This is a genomic window from Allomuricauda sp. CP2A (genome assembly GCF_001683915.1).
In the GTDB taxonomy this organism is placed as follows: Bacteria; Bacteroidota; Bacteroidia; order Flavobacteriales; family Flavobacteriaceae; genus Flagellimonas.
Window position 1 is genome coordinate 1 of record NZ_LXTT01000075.1, and the last position, 20,793, is coordinate 20,793.

General features: G+C 43.9%; 23 protein-coding genes. 12 read left to right on the top strand and 11 right to left on the bottom strand.

Annotated elements, in window-relative coordinates; genetic code table 11:
• Positions 1-335: 335 nt before the first annotated feature.
• Genes A7D14_RS08950 through A7D14_RS08960 form a run of 3 tightly spaced genes read left to right on the top strand, consistent with a single transcriptional unit; the run spans position 336 to position 1,532 of the window.
• Positions 336-587, top strand: a complete 252-nt coding sequence (locus A7D14_RS08950) for a type II toxin-antitoxin system ParD family antitoxin (protein ID WP_067032988.1) — start codon at positions 336-338, stop codon at positions 585-587.
• A complete protein-coding gene (locus A7D14_RS08955; protein WP_067032990.1) occupies positions 574-876 on the top strand; it encodes a type II toxin-antitoxin system RelE/ParE family toxin in 303 nt (100 codons plus the stop codon). The genes A7D14_RS08950 and A7D14_RS08955 overlap by 14 nt, the downstream gene beginning before the upstream one ends.
• 14 nt (positions 877-890) lie before the next feature.
• Positions 891-1,532 (top strand): O-methyltransferase, encoded by a 642-nt coding sequence (locus A7D14_RS08960; RefSeq protein WP_067032992.1) that lies wholly within the window; start codon positions 891-893, stop codon positions 1,530-1,532.
• Here A7D14_RS08960 and A7D14_RS08965 read toward each other — a convergent pair.
• The 6 genes from A7D14_RS08965 to A7D14_RS08995 form a co-directional block, all read right to left on the bottom strand.
• The gene (locus A7D14_RS08965) at positions 1,498-2,070 is read right to left on the bottom strand and encodes a phosphatase PAP2 family protein (RefSeq protein ID WP_067032994.1); all 573 of its coding nucleotides are present in this window, start codon (positions 2,068-2,070) and stop codon (positions 1,498-1,500) included. The two genes, A7D14_RS08960 and A7D14_RS08965, sit on opposite strands and share 35 nt — an antisense overlap.
• A gap of 3 nt (positions 2,071-2,073) precedes the next feature.
• A complete protein-coding gene (locus A7D14_RS08970) occupies positions 2,074-2,352 on the bottom strand; it encodes a twin-arginine translocase TatA/TatE family subunit (protein ID WP_067032997.1) in 279 nt (92 codons plus the stop codon).
• 83 nt (positions 2,353-2,435) lie between these two features.
• Positions 2,436-4,751, bottom strand: a complete 2,316-nt coding sequence (locus A7D14_RS08975; RefSeq protein ID WP_067032999.1) for a M1 family metallopeptidase — start codon at positions 4,749-4,751, stop codon at positions 2,436-2,438.
• Between the two features lie 61 nt (positions 4,752-4,812).
• Entirely contained in the window at positions 4,813-5,403 is a 591-nt protein-coding gene (locus tag A7D14_RS08980) for a DUF6702 family protein (protein WP_313790838.1), read from the bottom strand.
• 330 nt (positions 5,404-5,733) lie between these two features.
• Entirely contained in the window at positions 5,734-6,543 is an 810-nt protein-coding gene (locus A7D14_RS08990; protein ID WP_067033004.1) for a carboxypeptidase-like regulatory domain-containing protein, read from the bottom strand.
• Entirely contained in the window at positions 6,540-7,280 is a 741-nt protein-coding gene (locus A7D14_RS08995; protein WP_067033007.1) for a carboxypeptidase-like regulatory domain-containing protein, read from the bottom strand. Before A7D14_RS08995 ends, A7D14_RS08990 begins: the two co-directional genes overlap by 4 nt.
• 213 nt (positions 7,281-7,493) lie before the next feature.
• Here A7D14_RS08995 and A7D14_RS09000 point away from each other — a divergent pair, with 213 nt between their 5' ends.
• The 5 genes from A7D14_RS09000 to A7D14_RS20035 all read left to right on the top strand — a co-directional run bounded on the left by A7D14_RS09000 (position 7,494) and on the right by A7D14_RS20035 (position 12,922).
• The gene (locus tag A7D14_RS09000; protein WP_141673329.1) at positions 7,494-9,854 is read left to right on the top strand and encodes a hypothetical protein; all 2,361 of its coding nucleotides are present in this window, start codon (positions 7,494-7,496) and stop codon (positions 9,852-9,854) included.
• Positions 9,855-9,857: 3 nt separating this feature from the next.
• Positions 9,858-11,018, top strand: a complete 1,161-nt coding sequence (locus tag A7D14_RS09005) for a gliding motility-associated C-terminal domain-containing protein (RefSeq protein ID WP_067033012.1) — start codon at positions 9,858-9,860, stop codon at positions 11,016-11,018.
• A gap of 78 nt (positions 11,019-11,096) precedes the next feature.
• Positions 11,097-11,831, top strand: a complete 735-nt coding sequence (locus A7D14_RS09010) for a M15 family metallopeptidase (RefSeq protein ID WP_067033014.1) — start codon at positions 11,097-11,099, stop codon at positions 11,829-11,831.
• 41 nt (positions 11,832-11,872) lie between these two features.
• On the top strand, positions 11,873-12,637 hold the full coding sequence (locus tag A7D14_RS09015) for a M48 family metalloprotease (protein WP_067033016.1): 765 nt from the start codon (positions 11,873-11,875) through the stop codon (positions 12,635-12,637).
• A 117-nt stretch (positions 12,638-12,754) separates the two neighbouring features.
• Positions 12,755-12,922: a DUF6747 family protein gene (locus A7D14_RS20035; protein WP_176712395.1), complete on the top strand. Its 168-nt coding sequence runs from the start codon at positions 12,755-12,757 to the stop codon at positions 12,920-12,922.
• A 96-nt stretch (positions 12,923-13,018) separates the two neighbouring features.
• Here A7D14_RS20035 and A7D14_RS09020 read toward each other — a convergent pair whose 3' ends face one another.
• A complete protein-coding gene (locus A7D14_RS09020) occupies positions 13,019-13,405 on the bottom strand; it encodes an ankyrin repeat domain-containing protein (protein WP_067033018.1) in 387 nt (128 codons plus the stop codon).
• A 208-nt stretch (positions 13,406-13,613) separates the two neighbouring features.
• Here A7D14_RS09020 and gpmI point away from each other — a divergent pair, with 208 nt between their 5' ends.
• The 4 genes from gpmI (at position 13,614) to A7D14_RS09035 (ending at position 17,078) form a co-directional block, all read left to right on the top strand.
• Complete coding sequence (gene gpmI / locus A7D14_RS09025; protein ID WP_067033020.1) at positions 13,614-15,131, top strand: 2,3-bisphosphoglycerate-independent phosphoglycerate mutase; 1,518 nt, start codon at positions 13,614-13,616, stop codon at positions 15,129-15,131.
• A 45-nt stretch (positions 15,132-15,176) separates the two neighbouring features.
• Positions 15,177-15,995: a type I methionyl aminopeptidase gene (map, locus tag A7D14_RS09030; RefSeq protein WP_067033022.1), complete on the top strand. Its 819-nt coding sequence runs from the start codon at positions 15,177-15,179 to the stop codon at positions 15,993-15,995.
• 190 nt (positions 15,996-16,185) lie between these two features.
• Entirely contained in the window at positions 16,186-16,287 is a 102-nt protein-coding gene (locus A7D14_RS19650; protein ID WP_083158044.1) for a GxxExxY protein, read from the top strand.
• A 26-nt stretch (positions 16,288-16,313) separates the two neighbouring features.
• Positions 16,314-17,078, top strand: coding sequence for a class I SAM-dependent methyltransferase (locus A7D14_RS09035; protein WP_067033026.1), 765 nt, complete (start codon positions 16,314-16,316; stop codon positions 17,076-17,078).
• Positions 17,079-17,236: 158 nt separating this feature from the next.
• Here A7D14_RS09035 and A7D14_RS09040 read toward each other — a convergent pair whose 3' ends face one another.
• The 4 genes from A7D14_RS09040 to nqrE form a co-directional block, all read right to left on the bottom strand.
• Entirely contained in the window at positions 17,237-18,241 is a 1,005-nt protein-coding gene (locus A7D14_RS09040; protein ID WP_067033030.1) for an FAD:protein FMN transferase, read from the bottom strand.
• Positions 18,242-18,601: a Na(+)-translocating NADH-quinone reductase subunit F gene (locus tag A7D14_RS09045; RefSeq protein ID WP_067033036.1), complete on the bottom strand. Its 360-nt coding sequence runs from the start codon at positions 18,599-18,601 to the stop codon at positions 18,242-18,244.
• 130 nt (positions 18,602-18,731) lie between these two features.
• Positions 18,732-20,042, bottom strand: coding sequence for an NADH:ubiquinone reductase (Na(+)-transporting) subunit F (gene nqrF / locus A7D14_RS09050; RefSeq protein WP_067033043.1), 1,311 nt, complete (start codon positions 20,040-20,042; stop codon positions 18,732-18,734).
• A gap of 2 nt (positions 20,043-20,044) precedes the next feature.
• Positions 20,045-20,788: an NADH:ubiquinone reductase (Na(+)-transporting) subunit E gene (gene nqrE, locus A7D14_RS09055; RefSeq protein ID WP_067033045.1), complete on the bottom strand. Its 744-nt coding sequence runs from the start codon at positions 20,786-20,788 to the stop codon at positions 20,045-20,047.
• Positions 20,789-20,793: the final 5 nt, after the last annotated feature.

The window sequence follows — 20,793 nt, forward strand, 5'->3', positions numbered from 1 at the left end:
TAAGGTCACTGTCATTGCTATGAAAGATAATAGACAGCTCAATCCGAGTAACTAAATTTTAAATAATCGATGTGGAAAGGGATAGCACTTATTGTGATTGGTTTAATTAGGATTGCATTTATGATATGGTCTGGTAGAGACTTAGCATTGGCAAAAAGGATAAAATAGGGGGTTGGTTATGCGAAGAGAGGTTATTTTTATGCAGTAATCATGATTCTATGAGGAATATATGCGTTAATTGAAATTTTTAGTTAGAACCTTAAAGTTCAAATAAAAGATTGCTTTGTTCATGATTTATCGCTAAATTGAACCATAATTAATACTATTGGTTCATCATGGGGGTTATAAGGAAATCCATAACATTTACCGAACAGCAAGATGCCTTTGTCAAAAGTTTGATCGAGCAGGGCTTTTATACCAACGACAGTGAATATATCAGGGATATAATCAGAAAAGATCAGGAGCGCAGAAAACGTATCGTTGATTTGAACGAAGCCCTAATTGAAGGAATTGAGAGTGGTCCATCCGATGCTACTATAGATAGTATTTGGGAAGAAGCAATAAACGAGCACAATGCCGGAAAATAAATACGTCATTAGTGCAAAGGCTAGAGCAGATTTCAAGGCCATTGCCAAATACACAATAAAAAAGTTCGGGGAGGTGCAACCGTTAAAATATGCCCAAGGTATCAAGACTGTTTTGGCAGATTTGGGAGACAACCCTGAACTCGGAAGGAGATATGTGGCAGTAAAGGACAAAATGTTGCTACGCTTCAGGTACAAAGCACATGTCATATTCTATTATGTGGAAAATGGCAAAATATTCATTGTAAGGGTTTTGGGCGGTCGTATGGATTTTCCTCAACACCTTAAGTAAAGTTCAAATAACCCATGCATTTTTTGTCCAACATCCTGGAAGACTATATTGCCGATCATTCACAGGCAGAACCCGAACTATTGACCGAACTGACACGCGAAACCCACCTAAAAGTGGTACAGCCACGCATGATCACGGGACATTATCAAGGTCGGGTGTTGAGTTTGCTGTCCAAAATCATTGCTCCACAGCATATTCTTGAAATTGGCACGTATACTGGCTATTCGGCCATTTGTTTGGCGGAAGGGCTCCAAAAAACCGGGGAATTGCATACCATTGAGATCAATGAGGAACTGCACAGTTTTCAACGTAAGTATTTCGACAAAAGTGGATTTGGTGCACAGATTGTTCAACATACTGGGGACGCCTTTGACATCATCCCAAGACTACATCTTTGTTTTGATTTGGTCTTTATCGATGCGCAAAAGGTGAACTACGATGCCTATTTTGAGGCCGCCATTCAAAAAACCAAATCGGGCAGTGTCATTTTATCGGACAATGTGCTGTGGTCGGGGAAAGTGGTGGAACCGGTTCCAAAATCAGACAAGGCCACCCTAGCTTTGAAGGAATACAATAAAAAGCTTCAAAATGACCCTAGGGTTGAAACGGTATTGTTGCCGATCAGGGATGGACTGACCTTGAGTAGGGTAAAATAAAGCGGTTGTAGAGCTTATAAAACAATAGGCCCGAGAGTATTCCCACCACCGCTCCCACCAAAATATCGATGGGAAAATGTACGCCCACATAAATTCTACTGATGGCAAACAAAATTGGCCAGATGAAAAACAGTACAGCCCATTTCATTTTCTTTTTAAAAAAAAGAAACACTAAGGTGGTTATGGAAAAGGAACTTGACGCATGTCCGGAAAAAAAGCTGTAATCGGTGGGGCTTTTTAGAACACGGATCAGGGCATTGATTTCCTCGGCATTGTTGGGACGCAAACGGGCCACGGATATTTTGGTCCAATGGGTAATGGACGTGATAAAAATGACCAATCCAACAATAGTCAAAAATTTAAACCAAGCCTCCCTTTTTGGGAATTTAAGGAACAGCAATACGAGAAATAGGATAAAAAGAGGGATCCATGTGGCAATATTGGTAATGGCGGACCAAAACCCATCGTATTCTTCAATGCCCAAACTATTGAGATAGATAAACGTGTCCCTATCCCATTCGAGCAATCTTTTCAACATGGATTATTTGAGGTTTCTTTTTACGGAGCCTGTAACATCGTCCACATTTTTTTTGACGTCATCAATCTCCTTTCGGATATCTTTGGTGAAATTGGTATCAATGCCCTGTTTGTCGGCACTTTTTTGGATTTCCCGCTTAATGTCGTCCGTTGCGTCCCGAAGTTGGCGCATTCCCTTGCCAAGTCCTTTGGCAATCCCAGGAATCTTATCGGCACCAAAGACCATCACCACTATAAATAGGATGAAAAAAATCTCTGCGCCACTTATGAATAGAAAATACATGCAACAAATATAATCAGAAGTTGGTAGGAAAATAAAAAAAGCCCCGTGAAATCACGAGGCTTTTAACAGCTATTTTGTAACTTTTATTTTCCTTTGATGTCATCCTTGAACTTATCAAAGTCTGATTTCTCCTCTTTCTTGGGCCAAGCGTTGTTGGTAGTGTCAATATCAGCGGTTTCCAACTTTGGATCTACCACAATACCCACCAATTCCTTTTGGGATGAAATCACCCTTTTTACCTCGGCATCGTTCTTTCTCCAGATTTCCGGTGGATAGGTAACGTTCTCCGTGGTGCCATCGGCGTAGGTATACTCCACGATCAATGGCATGGGGATTCCCCCTGGCTTGTCAAAAGTGACTTCATAGAAGAATTTGGGCTCCTTGACCTGCGACCTTTCGGCCTCGGTCATGTTGTCCATCATAAACTCCTTAAGGTTTTGGGACGTTTCGGTTGGGGATTTCCCTTTAAGCTCGGGCATGTAATCCTCACTGTCCTCTTCTGCCAAATACACCAAAGGTGGCAAATCGGCCTCGGTGATATTTCTATCGGCCATATATTTTTCCATTTCTTTGGTAGGCTTGCTGGTGACGTAATATTTTTTCACTCCTTTAACGCCAATATCCACATAATCGGTAGTGTAGAACCAGCTTCTCCAGAACCAATCCAAATCCACCGCGGAAGCATCTTCCATGGTACGGAAGAAATCTTCTGGGGTTGGGTGCTTGAACATCCAACGTTGGGCATAGGTTTTGAAAGCATGATCGAACAATTCCTCACCCATAACGGTCTCTCTTAGGATGTTCAACGCAGTGGCTGGTTTACCATAGGCGTTTGGCCCCAATTGGTACACATTTTCCGGGTTGGACATAATGGGTGAAATATAACTTTGATCTCCGGCCATGTACGGTACAATATCAGCCGGATTCCCTCTACGGGACGGGTATTTTTCATTGGGAGCGATCACAGAAGGGTTATTTTTCCCGAATTCCTGCTCTGCCAAATACTGCATAAAGGTATCCAGACCTTCATCCATCCATCCCCATTGACGCTCATCTGAGTTTACGATCATAGGGAAGAAGTTATGGCCCACTTCGTGGATGATCACACTGATCATTCCGAATTTCACCCTATCGGAATAGGTACCATCCTCGTTGGGACGACCATAGTTCCAGCAGATCATGGGATATTCCATCCCCTGGTTCTTGGCATGTACGGAAATGGCCTTGTGATACGGATAATCAAATGTATGTTTGGAATAGGTCTTTAGGGTCTGAACCACAGCTTTAGTGGACATATCTTCCCAAAGTGGATTTCCTTCTTTTGGATATAGGGAAACAGCCATTACGTCCTTACCGCCAATGTTGACGGCCTGCATGTCCCAAATAAACTTACGGGATGAAGCAAAGGCGTAGTCCCTAACATTGGTCGCTTTGAACTTCCAGGTCTTGGTATCTGTAGAAAATCCTTTTTCGGCGGCTTCTGCTTCCTCTTGGGTTACAATGATCACCGGTTTGTCATAGGATTTTTTGGCATCCTTATACCGCTTCATCATTTCTTTGGTGAAGACCTCATCCCTGTTCTGCAATTCCCCAGTAGCATCCAAAATATGATCTGCGGGAACGGTAATGCTTACATCATAGTTCCCAAAGGGAAGCGCAAACTCTCCACTGCCCCAGAACTGGTGGTTCTGCCATCCTTCCACATCGCTGTATACTGCCATTCTTGGAAAGAACTGGGCAATAACGTAGGCACGGTTGCCATCTTCAGGGAAATATTCAAATCCGGAACGGGCCCTATTTACAGTATGATCTGGAACATTGTACCACCATTTAATGGAAAAGGAAACTTTTTCCCCACTTTTAAGGGGTTCGGGGATGTTCACCCGCATCATGGTCTGGTTGATGGTGTGCGACAATGGTTTTCCACTGGCATCCTTGACCCACTCTATATTAAAACCACCATCAAAGGGTTCGCTCATATACGTTTCAGCAAAATTGCCCGCTGTATAGGCGATGTTTACCCCATTCCCATCACGAAGCGGGGATTTGGAATCCTTGGAACGGACATTTTGATCCAACTGTACCCAAAGAAACTCCAAATCTTCCGGAGAATTATTGTGGTAGGTAATGGTTTCCTCACCATAGATCCTGGCATTTTTGTCATCCAACTGCACGTTGATCACATAATCTGCCTGTTGTTGGTAATAATCCGGCCCTGGCGCCCCAGATGCGGAACGATAGGTGTTGGGGGTGGAAAATTCTTCGTACAACTGTTTAAACTTACTTTGGTTGTAGTGACCTGGCTCCCGCTCCTGTTTGGCTTCTCCTTCTTCCTGTGCCATCAACACAGCACCAAAAAGAAACAGCACGGAAGCAAAATAATACTTGACTCTGTTCATTTTTCTATTTGATTTTAAAACGGTGAAAAATAGCTTTTTTTAACCAATTGTTAACAATCCGTTACAAGTTTAACATTCCTTTATTATTTTCCTTGATGAGCACAAAACTCTTCTTGTGGCCCTTCCATTTTAGGTGGACCACGTTTTGTTGTTCCTCAAATAAATCGGTGAGAATCTCATTTTGGATGGCTATGGATTTTAATCCCGAGAAACCAACTTTGGGAATTTCAAGGTAGCAGATAACCACATCATTGTCATAGCGTTTCCCCAAAAAGGTGTATTTGGCCGGTTCGCCATTGAGTTCCACGGCAAATTTGGCCCTAAAATATTTTTCGATGTATTCATCGGCCACTTTCGCCTCATTTGGGGTGGCCAGTTTGGCTTTGATGCCATAACGTTCTTCCAAGAGGTCATCCAGATCATCTATAAAAACACGGCTGGTAATCTGAAAGGCATCCTCCTCCTCGGCATAAACTACATTGGTGACGCTTACATAGAATTTATGGGCTGATGCGAAAGACAAAAAAAGCACTGCCAAAAATGGCAATAGCAGATTCCGTGCTGTTTTCATTTTCATCATATAGGTGTTAGACTCCAATACTGGGGCAATGTTACAGGATTTCATGGGATTTTTATGCAAAATACTTGCCAAAATATACTTTTTGGACACTACACTTGAGATATGGGAATACTGGATTTTAGACATTAGAAAAAAGAAAAAAAAATTCCATAGCGGTACTGCCTACTGGGTTATTCAGTTACTCTGTTATTCAGTTATTAGGTTATTGGGTTATTGGGTTATTGGAATTTGGTGCTTGGAATTTGGGATTTGATACTTGAAACTTGCCCCCTGCCCACTGCCTACTGCCTACTGGGTTATTGATCTTGACCCTTGAACTTTTTTGACTGCCTACTGCTCACTCCCGACTCCCAACTTCGGACTTCCGACTTCCGACTTCCGACTTCCGACTCCATAAAAACTTCAATCCAAATTGTTGTTCTCCCGATACACCCGGCTTTTTTCCACCATAAAATCCCATATTTTCAACTTGTCCTGCGAATCAACCGTGGCCTGAAAGGTTTCATCCACCTCACAGAAGTACATGAAATCCTCTATTTTCTCCATGGGAATCTTCAAGGTGGTCACAAAAAGGGAGTCCACATAAAAATCTTGTACCCTTTGGGTACGGGCGTAGGTGTTGTCCACCTTTAGCCGATTTTTCAGCATTTTGGTGCGACCGGTAATGGCATTGATGATTGGGTTGAGGGACACGGCCCCTCCTGCACCTCCAAGTCCACCGCCACCCATAATGCTCATGCCAGACGCCTCTTTCAGCAATCGTTCACTTTGGGTAAAATCCTTGGCATTGGCATTGGGCAGCCCCAACGCTTCGGCATCTACTACCCGTTGCTCGGGAAGTTTTTCCAGATCCTTGTCCAAAATACCCGAAAGGTTGTACGGACTGACCACCACTTCCCGCAACTGATTTACAAATTCTTCCATGGGAACGGTCACAAAATTGGAATTGTACAGCGCGTCTGTCACGGGAAGCAACTTTCGCTGAAAATGCACTGCCGAAAACACCAAAGTGTCGTTCACCTGCACCCTAATGGTAAAATTCCCGTCAATATCCGTGATCACGGCCTCATCCGAAGAAATGTTCTGGACCACAACCCCCACAACGTCCTCAGTGGCACTGGTAACCGCTCCCCTCAATATTTTTCTGTTACCATCTTGGGCCGAGGTCCAAAGGGCGCATAAACATAGTAATGGGGAAAAAAGTTTCTTCATTCCTCATTCAACTCGGTCAAAAAGGCCTTGCTCTGGGTCACCAAGAAATCAATCAGCTGAAATTCGTTTTCCTTGCGCAACAAGGTCTGGGAAGGAATTTTATCATCACAATACAATAAAAAAGCATCTATCTTGTCCTGCGGCAGTTTTAGGTCCACCACAAAAAACTCATCGTCATACACATGCCGAAGCACCTCACTCACCTTGAGCGGGGCCCTTTGCACGCCCTCTGCTTCATTGGGTTTAAAAAGCGCCTTGAAAATATTCACAAAGTTAAGACCATCCCGCATGCCACGCACCGTTCTGGACTCGGCCACATTTTCAACCTCCGTACTTCTGTCAATTTCGTAGTCAAACTGTTTAAAATCCTCATTCTTCACCTCCAAAAACCGTTCTTGGTTTTCCGGGGTCACCACCACCTCGTCCAGTTCCCGCACCTTTTCGGTCACCTCCACCACCAAGCGGTTGTTGCGCAAAATTTCTTCGGTAATGGTAACTACCTCCAATTGGTAGTTCACCGCCGTAAAGACCAACTGGTCGCCAGCCTTGACCATTATGGCAAATTCCCCATCATCATTGGTGATCGTAGCATTTGCAGAAGTAGAATTGATCACGTTCTCATTGGGCACATTGGTGCTTCGGTACAGCACTTTTCCGCGCAATAATTGTCGATCGTCCTGTGCCGTGGACAGACTGGTGATGAGCAACGAAAACAAAATCAAAACTATATTTTTCATAAGAAAGCATTTAGCCCAAGTTAAAGAAAACTCTTGAAGCCCATATAAAAAAGAAATGCTGTTCTAAACTTTTGTTAATTATCTGGGGCGTGCTATTGAAAAAGGGCATCCGTTCACCCGTGAACTTCGCCTTTTGAACGGGATTTATTAGTATAATCAAATCATAAGATTAGTTTTGTGGATTCCGTTTGGAAACCTCAAATAACAAACACTGTGAAAACGCAAATTGTCTTTTTGATCGTTGCCCTACTGATGATCACTTCCCTGAAAGCCCAGGTAAAAATTGGTGATAATCCGCAAAACTTGGACCCAGCCTCTGTTCTGGAATTGGAAAGCAACAATCGTGTGCTCGTCATTACACGGGTCACCACGGCCCAAATGAGCACCATAAACCCGTTACGGGGTGCCTTGGTCTACAATACGGACGAAGAATGCATCCACTACTACAATGGGGTGGAATGGATCAACATCTGTGAGGCGTTGGACAACTCGTTTACCGTGAGCAGCGAAGCTGTTTTTAACACCTTACCTGATGCTAGGGACAGTACCATTGTTGTGACCCAAACCGAAACTCCGGATGGCATCAACTACAATTTTGAGGTGAACCAGATTACGGGCGACAATATATACAACGGCACCTTGTTTGGCAGTGACTTCGCAAGTGGAGCTATCGGTTCAAGAGAAATACAAGATAGTGCAGTTGAATTGAAAAAATTGGAAGATGGCACCATTGCGGGTCAACTGATACAGTGGGACGGCAATAGTTGGGAACTAATTACAGACACTGACCTTAACATCACCGAAGGGGATGGTGAAATAGGAAATGAGGTTGTGGGACCAACAGATACCACATTAATTTTGGATGGAAACGGAAGTGAGATAGAGCCTTACACCCTTGATGTTTCACCTATGGGGATTGGAACTCCTGAATTGGCAGATAATGCGGTTACCACAGATAAAATACTAAATGGAAATATTACCGATGACAAGTTGGATAAGACCAACATACCGCTAAGTGGATTTGGAGCCGCTAATGCAGATGTTGACCTTGGTTTAAATAAATTGACCAATGTTGGTGAACCGACAGTAGCTACAGATGCTGCTACAATGAATTATGTGGATAATGCCATTGGAACGGTCTCCACCTTGAACAATGGACAGATTTTTGTCGGGGATGCAACAAACAATGCCATTGGTGTGAACATGAGCGGTGATGCGACCATTGACAATGCAGGTGCTTTAACAATTGAAGACAATGCCATCACCAATGCAAAGATGGCTGACAATGCAATCAATACTGCTGAAATTGTTAATAATTCAATAACCACTGTAAAAATTCTTGATGCCAATGTTACCAATGCCAAAATTGCGGATAATGCCATCACAAATACTAAAATGGCCGACAATTCAGTCAACACATTAGAAATTATAGATAATGCAGTGACAACTCCAAAAATTGCCAATGACGCCATCACCACTGTAAAGATTCTCGACGCAAACGTAACCAACGCCAAGATTGCAGACGATGCCGTTGACGTCGACAAAATAGGAACATTGGGAGCAGCTGACGCAAACAGTGTGTTGACAACGGATGGATTGGGTGACCCGCAATGGGAGGACAAAAACATTTTTGCCTCATCAACACTGAGCAATGGGGACATTTTTGTTGGGGATGCAGCTAATAGTGCCGTTGGGGTAACAATGAATGGTGATGCCACCATTAATAACACAGGGCTTCTCACAATTGAAAACGATGCCATCACCACGGTCAAAATCGCAAATGATGCTATTACAACAGGTAAAATAGCCGCTGGGGCTGTAGAATCAAGTGACATAGCCATTGATGCCGTGGATGTAACAAGGATAGGAACTGCCGGAGCAGCTGACGCAAACAGTGTGTTGACAACGGATGGATTAGGTGACCCGCAATGGGAGAACAAAAACATTTTTGCCTCATCAACACTGAGCAATGGAGACATTTTTGTCGGGGACGCAACCAACAATGCCATTGGCGTGACCATGGGCGGTGATGCGACCATCAATAGCCTAGGGGAACTCACCATAGCAAATGATGCCATCACCAATGCCATGATGACGGATGATGCAATAGACACCAATGAAATTGTTGACGATGCAGTCACTACGAACAAAATATTGGATGCTAACGTGACCACTGATAAAATAGCCGATGGTGATGTTACCCCATTGAAAATTGAACCTTCGCCTTCTCTAACAGATGGTGATGTTCTTACCACCGTAGGTGGAGCAGTTGTCTGGAAAGCTCCAGCCGTTGTCGCCATGGGGAAAGTAAACTTTGATGGTTCTCCAGCCAATATAACAGGTGCAGCGGTAATAAGAAATGGTGCTGGCTCTGGAAATTATACGGTCACTTTTGGTGCTGGTGTAACATCAGATGCAGATTACATTGTACAACTCACATTGCTTAATGCTGGACCTGATGTTACTATTGAAGTATCAGGAACCCCAACAGCAACTGCTTTCACAGTCCAAATTTCAGATATAGGTGGAACACCAACAGATGCTCAATGGTATTTCACCGTAACAGACTTTTAACCCTTGAAACCCCTCCTCCACATATCCATTTTGCTATTGGGCTGTGTTTTACACGCCCAAACCGGCCTGTACCATGCGGGCAATATGCAGGTGCATGGCAATTTGGGCTTTCATACCAGTTTTATCAACGATTCTTCCTTTGACCAGACCCAAGGCCTGGTAGGCTTTTACGAGAGCAACGTTATTCAGGTATCGGGCAATATTCCCCCTACCCTTTGGGATATGGAGGTAATGGTGCCCAACAATATATTTTTGCGGAATTCGGTAAATGTGCGGAACAATCTCAATTTTATTGAGGGCAACATCCTCAGCACCCTCAACGATCCATCGGTCTATCTTAATTTTATGGACCAAGGCACTTATACCGAAGAGGCCAATCCCAGAAAAATAACCGGGTTTGCTGCCATTACCAACCGGGATGTTTTCCAATTCCCCGTAGGGGACGAAACCCAGCTCCGGTCCTTGACCTTGGATTCGCAGGGAGCGACCCCTTTGGCCGTTTGTGCTTATTTTTTTGAAAATCCCGCTTCACCCATATCCATTACCCAAAGCTTTGATACCGATGAAAAGGTACGGGACATCGGTACCGTAAGCGATACGGAATTCTGGATCGTGCAAAGCGAGGTGCCTGCTCAGGTTACCATAAGCTGGAACGCCCGAAGCGGATTGGGTCTTATCCCCAACGCCACCATTGAGTCGGTTAGATTAATTGGTTGGGACAGAACTTCCAGTCAATGGGTGATTATTGGCAATGCAGCCATTAGCGGTGATATTACGGAAGGTTTTTTAACATCAATCACCTTTGTCCCCAATGATTTTGCTGCCATTACTTTAGGGACCATTCCCGTGCCCACAGATACATTTGCCGTGGAAAACCCTACCTTGGGCAACTATTTTTTGAGTCCCAATGGCGATGGAACCAACGATTTTTTGGTGATCGATGGTATGGAGGAATCCCCCAACAACAGTTTGATCATCTATAACCGACATGGCCAAAAAGTGTATGAAAAAGTCAACTATGTCAATGAATTTGATGGGATGGCCAATGCGGGAAGTCTCTACACCAGCCGGGAAATTGGTCTGCCCGAAGGCGTCTACTATTATCTGGTGAGCTTGGACGATCTAGGACTGGAATACACCGGTTTTTTGTTTTTGGACCGATAAACTTCAACCCATCACGAGCCTACACTACTGCTTCTTCGACAAAAAAATACTTCTTAACTTGGCACAAAAATCAATTCCATGAAACGAAGGACTTTTGTGAAAACAGCATCGGTTTCCAGTTTGGCCTGTGCCATCCCTCCTGTTTTTCCCCATTTTATTCCCACTGAGTATTCCACGGAGGAATTGATGGGCAAGGCCGTTATAGATCTTTTTGGTGAGGGCATCAACCTTAGAAAAGAGGCATATGAGTCCTTTGTGGAAATGAAAAAAGCCGCCTATGCCGATGGTTTTGATATTAAAATGGTCTCCAGTTTCAGGGATTTTTATCACCAAGCGAGCATTTGGGAGCGAAAATATATCAGCTATACCGAAGATGAGGGCATGGAACCCCTTCAGGCCATAGACAAGATCATTGAATATTCCACCATTCCCGGGACCAGCAGGCACCATTGGGGCACCGATATCGACATTATTGATGGGTATCCGAAAGTTTCAGGCGATGTGCTGCTCACTGAAAAATTTGAAAAAGGCGGTCCCTTTGAAGATTTTAAGCTCTGGCTGGATGAAAACTCGGAAAAATTTGGGTACCATCTCGTCTACACCAACGAGCCCAAACGAAGGGGGTTCAAATATGAACCGTGGCATTATAGCTACGCCCCCCTCTCCATTCCCATGTTAACAGCCTACCGGAGAATCAATGTTCTACGGTTGCTCCAGAAAGAGGAATTTTATGGTTCGGAACACTTCACCACAGGCTTTGTGAGAACCTACATTCAAGACAATATCCTGGACATAAATCCGGCCTTGCTGTAGTGCTTTTTTTCGTATCTTCAATTGTCTAGAACACGAACACCATGAGAAGAGGTAGTTGGAGAATCCGCATCCTGATCGGACTGGCCATTGTGGCTTTCGCTTTTATCCGCCGCTGCAGCAACCAAGAAGAAAATCCCTATACCGGAAGGGTCCAAAACATCAACATGACCACAGAACAGGAGATTGCCATTGGGCTGCAAAGTGCCCCGGAAGTGGCACAACAGCACGGTGGTCTTTATCCTGATGAACGCATGCAGGCCTTGGTGGATGCCGTGGGCAAAAAACTGGTCAATAGCAGTATTGCCGGTGAGACACCGTATGAATATGATTTTCATTTGTTGGCCGATGACCAAACCATAAATGCCTTTGCCTTGCCCGGTGGGCAGTGTTTTATCACCTATGCCCTGTTCTCCCAACTCACTGAGGCCCAACTGGCCGGGGTGTTGGGGCATGAAATAGGCCATGTGATCGGCAGGCACTCCGCCGAACGCATCGCGGAAAGTAATTTTTGGCAGACGCTGGCCACGGGAGCCTCCGTAGGTGGCGATATGGGAAGTGTGGTGGCTAGTATTGGTCAGAACACCTTATTGACCAACGGCAGGGATGATGAACTGGAAAGTGATGAACTCGGCGTCCAGTTCATGATTCAATCCGGGTATGATCCCTATGAGATGATCACGGTCATGGAAATATTAAAAGCGGTCGCTGGTCCAAACCGGGTACCGGAATTTCAAAGCACCCACCCAGATCCAGAAAATCGGATTGAAAAAATAAAGGAGGCCATCAAAAAATATTCAGGTCGATAGATTCGGCACGTTTATCGATAAAAAAAGAGCTTTGACAAGATTTGCTTATCTTTGAAGTAACCCCAAATCCTACAATTGTTTCCTTATCCCATTTGTGCTATCCAAAAATGAGAACACATGGGAACACTAGTACACTTTAAAAACCTCTACGTAGAGGCATTTGACGATTGTAAACCGAGCTTTATTGTACTTTTTTTAAAAGGGTATTCCGTATTTTGTGGCATCATGTTGATGATGGCGTTGTATGCGTTTTTTTATAGAGCTTTTACAGGCTTTGAATTCTAAGCCAACATATACTCTTTTACAGGACACTAGAAGTAAATGAGAAAAAAAAGCCCATCCAAAGGATGGGCTTTTTTGCTTTGAATGAATAAACTCCTTTTATTTTTTCATAGCATCTTCCAAAACAGCCAGTGCCTCAGCAGCATTGGACATTTCGGCATATTTCTTTGCGGTATAGCCCTGATCGGAACGTCTTTTAAAATTCGCTCCGTTTTCAATGAGCAGTTTCAAGATTTCTGCTTGGTTGTACCGTGCTGCAAAATGCACAGGGGCCATTCCAAGGGATTTTTCATTGACGTCCTCACCCAAATCGATGAGTTTTTTAACAGTATCCACATCTCCCTGTATAATGGCTTTACAAAAAGTACTGGGCTCCACAGGTAGTGACGACACACTCCGAGCGATGTCTGATGAAGGTTCATTGGCCGATACGCCAGTTGCTACTAGCATGCAAAATGCAGCTACTGTTAGGATTGTTTTTTTCATGATGAATTGTTTTTGTTTATAGATTAAACTGTTACAAAAATAGACTGCCTTCCAGGGCGAATGTTACAGCATTAACAGTTAAATAACTAAATTTTAACAACGCTTCAATTTAACCGCCTGAAAATTATCAATTCTGCAACTATAAAAACTCGTGAAAAGCTAGGGCATCCAACCAGATCATTTTATTTTTGAAGTACAATTTTACGCCATGAACAAAAAGACAATCCTAATGATTTTGGATGGCTGGGGAAAATCTCCAGATCCAAAAGTTTCCGCCATAGCACAGGCCAATACCCCCTTTGTTGACTCCCTCTATACCCAATACCCAAATGCCAATCTTCTTACCGATGGAATGAACGTTGGCCTTCCTGAAGGGCAAATGGGAAACAGCGAGGTAGGCCACATGAATTTGGGTGCCGGTAGGATTGTATATCAAGATTTGGCCAAAATCAACAAAGCGGTCAAAGAAGACACCCTAAAACAAGAAAAAGTGTTAAAGGATGCCTTTGAATATGCAAAGACCAACAACAAAGCCGTACACTTTTTGGGTTTGGTGAGTGATGGTGGAGTGCACAGCCATATAGATCATTTAAAGGCCCTGATCAAGGCCGCAAATGACAGTGGCGTGGAAAAATCCTTTATCCATGCCTTTACCGATGGACGTGACGTGGATCCCAAAAGCGGAAAAGGTTTTCTCATTGATCTTACCCATTTCTGTTCAGATAAGAACACCAAACTGGCCACCGTGGTAGGAAGATATTATGCCATGGATCGGGATAAACGATGGGAGCGCGTAAAATTGGCGTATGATGTTATGGTGAATGCCGAAGGGGAAAAAGTGCAGGACATTGGCAATGCCATGCAAAAAAGTTATAATGACGGTGTTACCGATGAATTTATAAAACCTTTGGTTCTGACCGATTCCGATAACCAACCGCTTACAAAAATAACAGAGGGAGATGTGATCATCTTCTTCAATTTTAGGACAGACCGCGGCCGTGAATTGACCTTGGCCCTGAATCAGCAGGATTTTCACGAGCAAAACATGCACAAGATGGACCTGTACTATGTTACCATGACCAATTATGACGACTCCTTTAAGGGCATAAAAGTGGTCTATGACAAAGAGAACATCAAGGACACCTTGGGCGAAGTGCTGGCCAAAAATGGTAAAAAGCAGATTCGTATTGCGGAAACTGAAAAATACCCCCACGTCACTTTTTTCTTTAACGGAGGGCGTGAAGAACCTTTTCAGGGCGAGCAGCGTATACTCTGCCCATCACCAAAAGTGGCCACCTACGACCTGCAACCCGAAATGAGTGCTTATGATATTCGGGATGCCATAATCCCCGAGCTTAAAAAAGGGGAGGCCGATTTTGTCTGTCTCAACTTTGCCAATCCAGACATGGTAGGCCATACCGGGGTTATGGAAGCTGCCATCAAAGCCTGCGAAACGGTTGATGAATGCGCCAAGGATGTTATTACCGCAGGATTGGAAAACGGGTATTCCACCATCGTTATTGCAGACCACGGAAATTGCGACACCATGGTCAACCCGGACGGAAGTCCCAATACGGCACATACCACCAATCCGGTTCCACTGATTCTTGTGGATAACGATATCAAAGAGATAAAAGGTGGTGTTCTGGGGGATATTGCCCCGACCATTCTTAAATTGATGGGCATTCCCCAACCCGAACTTATGACCCAAAAACCATTGGTTTAGGGCAAAATTCGCCAAAATCCATAGATTCAATTTATCTTTGCGGCTATGATTCACGTAAAGACAGCAGAGGAGATTGAATTGATGCGCGAAAGCGCTTTGGTCGTTTCCAAAACTTTGGGCCTATTGGCCAAGGAAATCAAACCAGGGGCCATTCCCTTGAAATTGGATAAAATGGCCGAGGAATTTATTCGGGAACAAGGTGCAGAACCCGGTTTTTTGGGTATGTACGATTTTCCCAACACCCTTAACTGGAGTCCCAACGCACAAGTGGTCCATGGCATTCCCAATAATGAACCATTAAAGGAAGGCGATATTGTTTCTGTGGATTGCGGTGCCTTAAAAAATGGGTTCTACGGAGATCATGCCTATACGTTTGAAGTGGGCGAAGTTGCCGAAGAGACCAAAAAACTGCTCAAGGTCACCAAAGAATCCCTTTATATTGGAATCAGGCAGTTTAAGGAAGGAAACCGTGTTGGAGATGTTGGTTATGCCATCCAAAAGTATTGTGAGGACCATGGGTATGGTGTGGTTCGTGAATTGGTGGGCCATGGTTTGGGAAAAGAATTGCATGAAGACCCCCAAATGCCAAATTATGGAAAACGCGGTCGAGGGAAAAAATTTGTCAACGGTATGGTCGTTGCCATCGAGCCCATGATCAATATGGGAACCAAACGAATCAAGCAATTGAAGGATGGTTGGACCATTTTAACCGCAGATGGCAAACCCAGTGCCCATTTTGAGCATGATGTTGCCTTGGTGGATGGAAAACCGGAGCTGCTCTCAACCTATCAATATATTTATGATGCATTGGGCATCACCAGTGATGAAGAGGATGAGTTCAGAAGCAAGAAATTGGTACTTTAGTGCAAAAATTTGACACTCCCGCCTGCCTGTCAGCTAGGCAGGGACGGGCAGGCAGTCGAGAGGTAATTAAATCCAACGACTGAGGTCTCGACTGCGCCTGTCTGCCGACAAAGGCAGGCTCGACCTGACAACAATAAAATAATTTTGTCTCCAAAGCCGTAGAAAAGATTGGCAGCAGTCCAGCAGTCACATAAAACAAACATTGAACTATTTGGCTGCATCAAAATTAAAGCTGGGAATAATTGTAAATTTTGGCGAGGATCAACTTACTTACAAGAGAGTATTACTTTAAGTCATTAGTGAAAATTAGTGTAATTCGTGTCGAACATATTTAAGTTTTTCCTCAATTTAATCCCAAGGCCATTGCTCATTAGACTAAGCTATTGGGTACGTCCGCTGATTGCCTTTTCCCTTAAGGGAAACACCTTCACAGACCCCATTGATGGTAAAAGTTTTAGAACGTTTTTGCCTTACGGTTATGAAAATCCAAGGGAAAATGTGCTCTCCCCCTCCACCCTTTCCTTGGAACGGCACCGGCTGTTGTGGCTCTATCTAAAAAATGAAACGGATTTCTTCAGCAAAACCCACAAGGTGCTCCACTTTGCTCCGGAACAGGCTTTTCATAAACGATTCAAAAAATTAAGCAACATCCAGTACACTACAACCGATTTGAATTCTCCGTTGGCAGAAGTGAAAGCCGATATCTGTAATCTTCCCTTTGCAGATAACAGTTTTGATGTGATTCTCTGCAACCATGTCTTGGAGCATATCCCCAATGACACCAAAGCCATGCAAGAACTCCATCGGGTTATGAAACCGGGGGGATGGGGCATTTTTCAGATTCCGCAGGATTTGAGGCGGGAAAAGACCTTTGAAGACGATTCCATTACCGACAAAAAGGAGCGTGCCCGCATCTTTGGCCAGTACGATCATGTGCGCATCTACGGAAGGGATTATTTTGATAAACTCCGAAGCGTTGGATTTACCGTTAAAGAAGTGGATTACACCAACACACTTCCAAAGGAAGAAGTTGAGAGATATCGATTGGCCAAGGGGGAGATTATTCCACTGGTCAAAAAATAAACTGATTGCCCGTTTATTGTCATAACGGTGCTTTTGGTGTCATGCTGAACTTGTTTCAGCATCTCATCCTACTGAACATGAACACCTTTATGTGACCCTGAAACAAGTTCAGGGTGACGTTGGCAACATTATTACTCTTAGCAGATATTCAAAAAAAATCAATTTTTAATTAAAGCTTCAAAACCAGAAGTAAAAAACTCTTGAGTCTCCCCATTTTCATCCAAGTAGATGATGTAGGCCTCCAATTCCCCATGGTTTTCCAATACCTTTTTGGATTCAGCCAAATCCATCGCCATAAACGTTGTGGCAAAAGCATCAGCCACGGCACAGGTGTTTGCCACCACACTGGTGGCCAAAACATAGGCATTTTTTGTATATCCGGTCTTAGGATCAATGGTATGGACATATTTTTCACCAGTTTCAGGATCAATCCTGAATTTGCGGTAGTTTCCGGATGAAGCCATCGCCTTATCTTCCAAACTCACAATCAATTTTAGCTGACGACCAGTTTCCACTTGGGGATCGTCAATACCTACGGTCCATTGCTTTCCGGAAACAAGATTTGTGCCCTTGGCCAACACCTCTCCCCCTACTTCCACCAAATAATTTTCAATGCCTTTGGCATCGAGCAGGGCTCCCAAACGGTCTATGGCGTATCCTTTGGCCACGGCATTAAAGTCAAAACGGATGGCCGGATTTGTCTTGGTAATGGTATTATCGCTGTTCAACTGTACCTTGTCCCATCCAACATAGCGCAATAGACTGTCCACTTTAAGGCTGTCGAGCTGCATCTGTTCACCCGGTCCAAACCCCCATGCATTGGCCAAAACACCAATTGTGGGATCAAAATAGCCGTTTGAGGCTCGGTGTACTTCGGTGGAAATATCAAAAACTTCCTTGAACATATCATCCACCACCACTGTGGAATCCCCTTCATTGATCTTTGAAATATCGGAAGTGGGAATATAGGTGGACATGGATTGGTTCATGACCTGAAAAACGGAGTCAATCTCTTTTTGGTAGTCCAATGGTTCTTTGGAAATGTAAATAATGGAATAGGAAGTGCCCAATGCACCACCACTATTCTGATTTTTAATCCATTTTGGGGAGTTACATCCCAAAAACAATACGGTAACCGCTAAAAGAAGTGCGCTTTTCAACATTTAGATCTCAATCAGTCCTTGATAGTCCACAATATACTCTTCATCCAAACACAATGGAAGTTCCTGGTCGGCGGCGTTGGAAAGTCCAACCCCGGCAAAATAGGTCTTGGCCTCAAACTTTTCCGCGTGGTCCTTCACCGTTTGCATCAATTCTTTGTCATACTCCCTTGGGTCCAATGGAAACTCCACATTCCGAACCACAATGAAATGCAACACTTTTTCTTTGAGACAAACATACTGAGGGTTTTTCTTGAGCTTACTATTGATGGCCATAAACTCAAAACCATCGGCTTCCAGTTCGTGGCCCACAATGTTCATGGCCAAATTATGAAGTTCCTGTTCCGTTAATTCTCTTCCCATATGGATAAAAAAACCGATGCGTTGGCATCGGTTGGTTTTTTATTTACACCTCAATGTCTCCTTCGACTGCCTACCCGATCGGCAGGCGGGCGCTCAGGATGACAATTTGAGGCAACATTATACGCATTTTCTATCCTCCAAAGTCATCGAACCTGATATTCTCATCTGGAATACCGAAGTCCTCTCCCATTTTCTGAACGGCCTTGTTCATCAATGGTGGACCACAGAAATACAGTTCAATATCTTCCGGAGTTTCGTGGTGATTCAAGTAATTATCAATCACACAGTTATGGATAAATCCAACAAAGCCATCTCCTTCTTCATCATTAATATCTTTTTTGACCTTCCAATTGTCTTCTTCCAAGGGTTCTGAAAGAGCCATGTAGAACTTAAAGTTGGGGAATTCTTTTTCCAATTGCTTGAAATGGTCAATGTAGAACAACTCTCTTTTGGAACGTCCTCCATACCAATAGGTCACCTTTCTATTGGTCTTTAAGGTCCTGAACAAGTGGTATAAGTGTGAACGCATGGGCGCCATTCCGGCTCCACCACCAACATAGAGCATTTCAGCTTCGGATTCGTTGATGAAAAATTCACCAAATGGACCTGAAATGGTCACTGGATCACCCTTTTTCAAGCTAAAGATGTAAGACGAAGCAATCCCGGGATTTACATCCATCCAACCGTTTTTGGAACGATCCCATGGTGGGGTTGCAATACGTACGTTCAACATGATTTCCCGTCCTTCAGCTGGGTAAGAGGCCATGGAATAAGCACGCTCCACGGTCTCAGGATTCTTCATCACCAAGGGCCACAGATTGAACTTGTCCCACTCCGCCTGGAATTTATCCGGAGTTTCATGTTCCTCTGGGTGTGCAGTAATGTCAATATCTGAATACTTTATTTCGCAAGGTGGAATTTCGATTTGGATATACCCCCCGGCTTTATAGTTCATATCCTCAGGAATCTCAACCACAAATTCCTTGATAAAAGAGGCCACGTTGTAGTTACGCACCACCTTGGCATCCCATTTTTTGATGCCAAAGACCTCTTCTGGAATGGTGATTTCCATGTCTTGTTTCACCTTCACCTGACAGGCCAAACGGGCCCCTTCACGCAATTCCTTTTTTGAGAAATGCGGGGTTTCCGTGGGCAAGGCCTCACCTCCACCAGAAAGCACATGACATTCGCACTGGATACAGGTTCCACCACCACCACAAGCGGAAGGCAAGAATATTTTTTGGTTCCCCAAGGTGGACAGCAATGATCCTCCTGACCCTACTTCCAACTCCTTTTCACCGTTAATGGTAATGGTCACCGGACCGGAAGGGGTCAATTTTTCCTTGGTGAACAGCAACAAGGCCACCAACAATAACAACAAAATAAGAAAAGCTACTACGGTAATTAAAATAGTACCTCCAGTACTTGCGGCTAATATCATCTTTATTTGTTTATAACTTCGTTATAGGAAACTGCTTTTTCTTTGTCCTCAATCTCCTTTTTAATTTCTTTTTCCTCTTTGTTCTCTGCTTTTACCGTGGTAGTTTCTGTCCCTTCTGGCGGTTCATTGTCGCCGGTCAGCATTCCACCAAAACTCTGGAACCCTATTCCCATCAATCCAGTGATGATGAAGGTAATGCCCAACCCGCGCAATGGGGCCGGAACGTTGGAATAGCGAATCTTCTCACGGATGGCCGCAATCGCCAAAATGGCCAAGAACCAACCGATACCTGAGCTTATCCCATAATTGAATGCGAGTCCAATATTTGGAATCTCACGGGTCTGCATAAACAAAGATCCACCCAAGATGGCACAGTTTACGGCAATCAGCGGCAAAAAGATACCCAAGGAATTATACAGTGCTGGAGAGAATTTCTCGACCACGATCTCTACCAATTGTACCATGGTGGCAATGGTTGCGATAAACAGGATGAAGGAAAGGAATCCCAAATCATATTCGGCGTACTCTGGTCCCAACCAGGCCAAAGCCCCATCTTTCAATAAATATTGATCCAACAACCAGTTCAGCGGAACCGTAACCCCCAAAACGAAGATTACAGCAGCTCCCAGACCAACGGCTGTAGATACTTTCTTGGATACGGCCAAATAGGAACACATTCCCAAAAAGACCGAAAACACCATATTATCTATAAAAATTGACTTAAAAAACAGTTCTAAATGCTCCATATCTT

Coding starts and splice junctions, on each gene's coding strand:
- A7D14_RS08950 (WP_067032988.1), top strand. CDS start 336: ATGGGGGTTATAAGGAAATCCATAACATTTACCGAACAGCAAGATGCC.
- A7D14_RS08955 (WP_067032990.1), top strand. CDS start 574: ATGCCGGAAAATAAATACGTCATTAGTGCAAAGGCTAGAGCAGATTTC.
- A7D14_RS08960 (WP_067032992.1), top strand. CDS start 891: ATGCATTTTTTGTCCAACATCCTGGAAGACTATATTGCCGATCATTCA.
- A7D14_RS08965 (WP_067032994.1), bottom strand. CDS start 2,070: ATGTTGAAAAGATTGCTCGAATGGGATAGGGACACGTTTATCTATCTC.
- A7D14_RS08970 (WP_067032997.1), bottom strand. CDS start 2,352: ATGTATTTTCTATTCATAAGTGGCGCAGAGATTTTTTTCATCCTATTT.
- A7D14_RS08975 (WP_067032999.1), bottom strand. CDS start 4,751: ATGAACAGAGTCAAGTATTATTTTGCTTCCGTGCTGTTTCTTTTTGGT.
- A7D14_RS08990 (WP_067033004.1), bottom strand. CDS start 6,543: ATGAAGAAACTTTTTTCCCCATTACTATGTTTATGCGCCCTTTGGACC.
- A7D14_RS08995 (WP_067033007.1), bottom strand. CDS start 7,280: ATGAAAAATATAGTTTTGATTTTGTTTTCGTTGCTCATCACCAGTCTG.
- A7D14_RS09010 (WP_067033014.1), top strand. CDS start 11,097: ATGAAACGAAGGACTTTTGTGAAAACAGCATCGGTTTCCAGTTTGGCC.
- A7D14_RS09015 (WP_067033016.1), top strand. CDS start 11,873: ATGAGAAGAGGTAGTTGGAGAATCCGCATCCTGATCGGACTGGCCATT.
- A7D14_RS20035 (WP_176712395.1), top strand. CDS start 12,755: ATGGGAACACTAGTACACTTTAAAAACCTCTACGTAGAGGCATTTGAC.
- A7D14_RS09020 (WP_067033018.1), bottom strand. CDS start 13,405: ATGAAAAAAACAATCCTAACAGTAGCTGCATTTTGCATGCTAGTAGCA.
- gpmI (WP_067033020.1), top strand. CDS start 13,614: ATGAACAAAAAGACAATCCTAATGATTTTGGATGGCTGGGGAAAATCT.
- map (WP_067033022.1), top strand. CDS start 15,177: ATGATTCACGTAAAGACAGCAGAGGAGATTGAATTGATGCGCGAAAGC.
- A7D14_RS09040 (WP_067033030.1), bottom strand. CDS start 18,241: ATGTTGAAAAGCGCACTTCTTTTAGCGGTTACCGTATTGTTTTTGGGA.
- A7D14_RS09045 (WP_067033036.1), bottom strand. CDS start 18,601: ATGGGAAGAGAATTAACGGAACAGGAACTTCATAATTTGGCCATGAAC.
- nqrF (WP_067033043.1), bottom strand. CDS start 20,042: ATGATATTAGCCGCAAGTACTGGAGGTACTATTTTAATTACCGTAGTA.
- nqrE (WP_067033045.1), bottom strand. CDS start 20,788: ATGGAGCATTTAGAACTGTTTTTTAAGTCAATTTTTATAGATAATATG.